The 4,500-nt window shown below is 70.0% G+C and carries 3 protein-coding genes; 2 read left to right on the plus strand and 1 reads right to left on the minus strand.

The window, feature by feature from the left end; all coding sequences use genetic code 11:
* On the plus strand, window positions 1-2,385 hold a 2,385-nt coding region (gene putA, locus DBR10_RS10760; protein WP_108556333.1), incomplete at its 5' end, for a bifunctional proline dehydrogenase/L-glutamate gamma-semialdehyde dehydrogenase PutA.
* A 15-nt stretch (window positions 2,386-2,400) separates the two neighbouring features.
* On the opposite strand, the gene DBR10_RS10765 is transcribed toward putA, so the two are convergent.
* Complete coding sequence (locus tag DBR10_RS10765; RefSeq protein ID WP_108505711.1) at window positions 2,401-3,552, minus strand: acyltransferase family protein; 1,152 nt, start codon at window positions 3,550-3,552, stop codon at window positions 2,401-2,403.
* Between the two features lie 113 nt (window positions 3,553-3,665).
* Between DBR10_RS10765 and ygiD the strand changes: the two genes are divergently transcribed.
* A complete protein-coding gene (gene ygiD / locus DBR10_RS10770) occupies window positions 3,666-4,436 on the plus strand; it encodes a 4,5-DOPA dioxygenase extradiol (protein WP_108505712.1) in 771 nt (256 codons plus the stop codon).
* The last annotated feature ends 64 nt before the right edge of the window (window positions 4,437-4,500 follow it).

The following is a 4,500-nucleotide window of genomic DNA, read 5'->3' on the forward strand; positions in this document are numbered from 1 at the left end:
GTCAAGCTGTCGGCCCTGTGCCCGCGCTATGAGGCCACGCACGAGGACCGGGTCTGGGAAGAGCTCTATCCCCGCACCCTGCGCCTGGCCAGGATCGCCGCCCGCCACAATCTGAACTTCACCATCGACGCCGAAGAGGCCGACCGCCTGGCCCTGTCGCTGAAGCTGCTGGACCGCCTGTGCCGCGAGCCCGAGCTGGCCGACTGGCAGGGTCTGGGCCTGGCCGTGCAGGCCTATCAGAAACGCTGCGGCGCGGTGATCGCCCGCCTGCGGGCCCTGTCCGAAGAGACCGGCCGTCGCCTGATGGTCCGTCTGGTCAAGGGGGCCTACTGGGACAGCGAGATCAAGCGCGCCCAGGTCGCCGGTCGCCCGGACTATCCGGTATTCACCACCAAGCCCGCCACTGACCTGTCCTATCTGGTCAACGCCAGGGCGCTGATCGACGCCGCCCCGCACCTCTATGCCCAGTTCGCCACCCACAACGCCCACACCCTGGCGGCCGTGGTGCGCATGGCCAAGAACGCCGGCGTGAAAATCGAGCACCAGCGCCTGCATGGCATGGGCGAGGCGCTCTACAAGGCCGCTGACGACCTCTATGACGGCATCACCCTGCGGGCCTATGCCCCGGTGGGCGGTCACGAGGATCTGCTGCCCTATCTGGTCCGCCGCCTGCTGGAGAACGGGGCCAATACCAGCTTCGTCCACGCCCTGCTCGACGAGCGGGTGCCGGTCGAGAAGGTCGTGGTTGACCCGATCGACGTGGTCGAGGCCCATCCCGACCGTCACGCCAAGATCCCCACCCCGATCGAGGTCTATGGTCCGCGCCGTCGCAATGCGGCCGGGATCGACCTGTCGGTTCTGGCCGAGCGCGCCCGACTGGCCGCCGCCGTGACGGCGCTCGATGCGCAGACCCTGTCGGCCGGCCCGCTGGTCGGCGGCCGCCTGACCGCCGGAACCCCGCCCCTGCCCGTCGTCAGCCCGGCGAACGAGACCCGCGTGGTCGGGGCCGTGTCCGAGGCCCTGGAGCCGCAGATCGACCAGGCCTTCGCCCTGGCCCGTGCCGCGCAACCGGCCTGGGACCGGGCCGGCGGGACCGAGCGCGCCCGGGTTCTGCGCGCCATGGCCGATGCCCTGGAAGCCAATACGGACCGCCTGATCGCGATCCTGTCGCGCGAAGCCGGCAAGACCCTGGCCGACGGCATTGCAGAGGTGCGCGAGGCGGTCGACTTCTGCCGCTACTATGCGGTGCTGGCCGAGGACCAGTTCGGCGAGGGCGAACTGCTGAAGGGCCCAGTGGGCGAGACCAATGTCCTGCGGCTGGCCGGTCGCGGTGTCTTTGTCTGTATCAGCCCGTGGAACTTCCCGCTGGCCATCTTCACCGGCCAGATCGCGGCGGCTCTTGCGGCCGGCAATGCCGTGCTGGCCAAGCCCGCCGAGCAGACCCCGCTGATCGCCGCCGAGGCCGTGAAGCTCTATCACGCCGCCGGCCTGAACCCCGACCTGCTGGCCCTTCTGCCGGGTCGCGGCGAGACGGTCGGAGCCGCCCTCACCGCCCATCCGGGCCTCGACGGCGTGGCCTTCACCGGCGGCACCGAAACCGCCTGGCGGATCAACCAGACGCTCGCCGCCCGTCAGGGTCCGATCGTGCCGTTCATCGCCGAGACCGGCGGGCTGAACGGCATGTTCGTCGACACCACCGCCCAGCGCGAACAGGTGATCGACGACGTCATCGTCTCGGCCTTCGGTTCGGCCGGCCAGCGCTGCTCGGCCCTGCGCCTGCTGTTCCTGCCCCGCGACACCGCCGACCACATCATCGACGGCCTGAAGGGGGCGATGGACGCCCTGGTGCTGGGCGATCCGGCCTCGGCCACCACCGATGTCGGCCCGGTGATCGACGGCGAGGCCAGGGGCGCGCTCGAAAGCCATCTCGACCGCCTCAAGCGCGAGGCGAAGGTGCTGCACGCCCTGAACGCCCCGGCCGCCGGCACCTTCTTCGCCCCCGTCCTGGCCGAGATCCCGGCCGCCGACTTCCTGGAACGCGAGGTGTTCGGCCCGGTCCTGCATGTCGTGCGCTACCGGCCCGAGGACCTCGAACAGGTCGCCGGCGCCCTGGCGGCCCGCCGCTATGGCCTGACGCTGGGCATCCATTCGCGGATCGAGAGCTTTGCGGCCGACGTCCAGCGTCTGGTCCCGGCCGGCAACACCTATGTGAACCGCTCGATGACCGGCGCGGTGGTCGGCGTCCAGCCGTTCGGCGGCGAAGGCCTGTCGGGCACCGGCCCCAAGGCCGGCGGCCCCCACGCCCTGCTGCGCTATGCGGTCGAACGGGCGGTCAGCGTCAACATCACCGCCCAGGGCGGCGATCCGGCGCTGCTGAATCTGTAGGAGACGGCGCGGGGGCTACCGCCCCCGCAGCCACGGGGCCAGGCGGTCCTGGACCGGCTGGTCGACATAGGTGTGGAACAGCCAGGCCGCGCCATAGGCGATCGGGAACGAGGCCAGCCACATCAGCCACTGCCAGCCGATGCCGATCGGCACGGTGTCGATCAGCTTGTGCACCGCGCTCCAGTAGATCACGCCGACGAAGATGTGGGTGATGAACAGGGCAAAGGACAGCTTGGCCCCCTGCTCGATCCAGGCCCGCGGGCGCTTCACCGGCAGCCGGCCGGCCCCCAGGATGATGGCCCCGATAGCGATCAGGCTGGGCAGGTCGAAGATCAGCACATTGGGCAGGGCATAGCGGTCGAGGGCCTGCCAGACCACCAGCAGCCCGGCACCACCGAACAGCAGGATGCGGGCGGCCTTTTCCGACGGCCAGTCCATCTCGACGGCACGCGCCAGGCACAGGCCCAGGATGAACAGCGGGAAGGCCCGCACGACGCCGAACTGCAGCCGCAGATCGGCCAGGGCCTGGTCGAAGACCTGACGCGACAGGATCTCGAACCCGATCACCACCACGGCGCCGATCAGCGGCAGCAGGGCCGGATGCCGCACCCGGTTGGCGGCCCGCCACAGGAACGGAAACAGGGCGTAGCAGACGATCAGGGCCGACAGCGACCAGCTGGGCAGGTTCCAGCCGTCACTGGCAAAGCCCCAGGCATGGATCAGAAGAGCCTGGACCGGCAGCTGGTCCCAGGCAAAGCGGCTAGGCTTGTGGGCATCGGTCCCCAGGGTGTTGAGCGCCAGGACCAGCAGGGCCATGGCGGCCAGCACCATCAGGTGACCCGGCCAGACCCGGGCGGCGCGGCGCAGCCAAAACCGGGCCGGCGAGATCCGTCCCGACAGGGTCGAGGCCCCGTAGGCCCGGCCCAGCACATAGCCGGACAGGATCAGGAAGAAGTCGGTGGCCAGAAAGCCACGCGCGAACACCTGGTGGAAGCGCTCGATCCGCAGCGGACCCTCGGCCCCGAAGTGGTAGAGCACGATCAGCAGCGAGGCGAGCAGCCGCAGGAAGTCCAGCGCGCCGCCGCGCAGGTCGGGCTTGGACGGCGCGGCGCGGGCCGTGACCGGCGTGGCAGATTCGAAAGGCGGCGCAGGGATCGTCACGGACATGGCCTTAACAAAGCCCGCCTTCGACGAAAAGCCGCCGCAGCATGCCAGGCTTGCGGTAAGTGGCCACGCCCCCTATCTGTAACTGATACTGTTTCTAACCAGAGCCCCCCGCCATGACCCGCATGCCTGCCCTGTTCCTCGGCCACGGTTCGCCGATGAACGCCATCGAGGACAATGACTGGAGCCGCGCCTGGGCCCGTCTGGGCCAGGACCTGCCGCGGCCGCGGGCCATTGCCATGGTCAGCGCCCACTGGGAGACGCGCGGGGCCACGGCGGTCAGCGCCTCGCCCGCGCCCGAGACGATCCACGACTTCGGCGGCTTCCCACAGGCCCTGTTCGACGTTCAGTACCGCGCACCGGGCGATCCGGCCCTGGCGGCGCGGATCGCCGACATCCTGTCGCCTGATCCGGTCGTGCAGCACCCCACGCGCGGCCTCGACCACGGGGCCTGGGGCGTCCTGCGGCCGATGTATCCGCTGGCCGACATCCCGGTGGTGCAGATCAGCCTCGACCGGGGCCGTGACAGCCGCTGGCACTATGAGGCCGGCCGCCGCCTGTCGGCCCTGCGCGACGAGGGCGTGATGCTGATCGGCAGCGGCGACATCGTGCACAATCTGCGGGCCATCGACTTCCGTCGTCCCGAGACCCTGCCCTGGGCCGAGCGATTCAATGACCGCGCCAAGGCCCTGATCACCGCCGGCGACCATGACGCCCTGATCGACTGGCAGGCCCTTGGGCCCGATGCCGAACTGTCGATCAACAGCGCCGAGCACTACCTGCCCCTGCTCTATGTGCTGGGCGCGCAGGCGGCGGACGAGCCGGTCAGCTTCCTGACCGACGACGTGTTCGCGGCGATCTCGATGACCGGTGTGAAGCTCGGCTGATCAGGCGAAGTGATCAACGCCCGTGCCGGGGGGGGGGAAGCACGGGCGTTGCACTTGTAGGGAC

The organism is Caulobacter sp. HMWF025, from assembly GCF_003060965.1.
Classification (GTDB): domain Bacteria; phylum Pseudomonadota; class Alphaproteobacteria; order Caulobacterales; family Caulobacteraceae; genus Caulobacter.

Bases quoted from the DNA above. Each gene is read 5' to 3' on its own strand.
- DBR10_RS10765 (WP_108505711.1), bottom strand. From the start codon at position 3,552: ATGTCCGTGACGATCCCTGCGCCGCCTTTCGAATCTGCCACGCCGGTC.
- ygiD (WP_108505712.1), top strand. From the start codon at position 3,666: ATGACCCGCATGCCTGCCCTGTTCCTCGGCCACGGTTCGCCGATGAAC.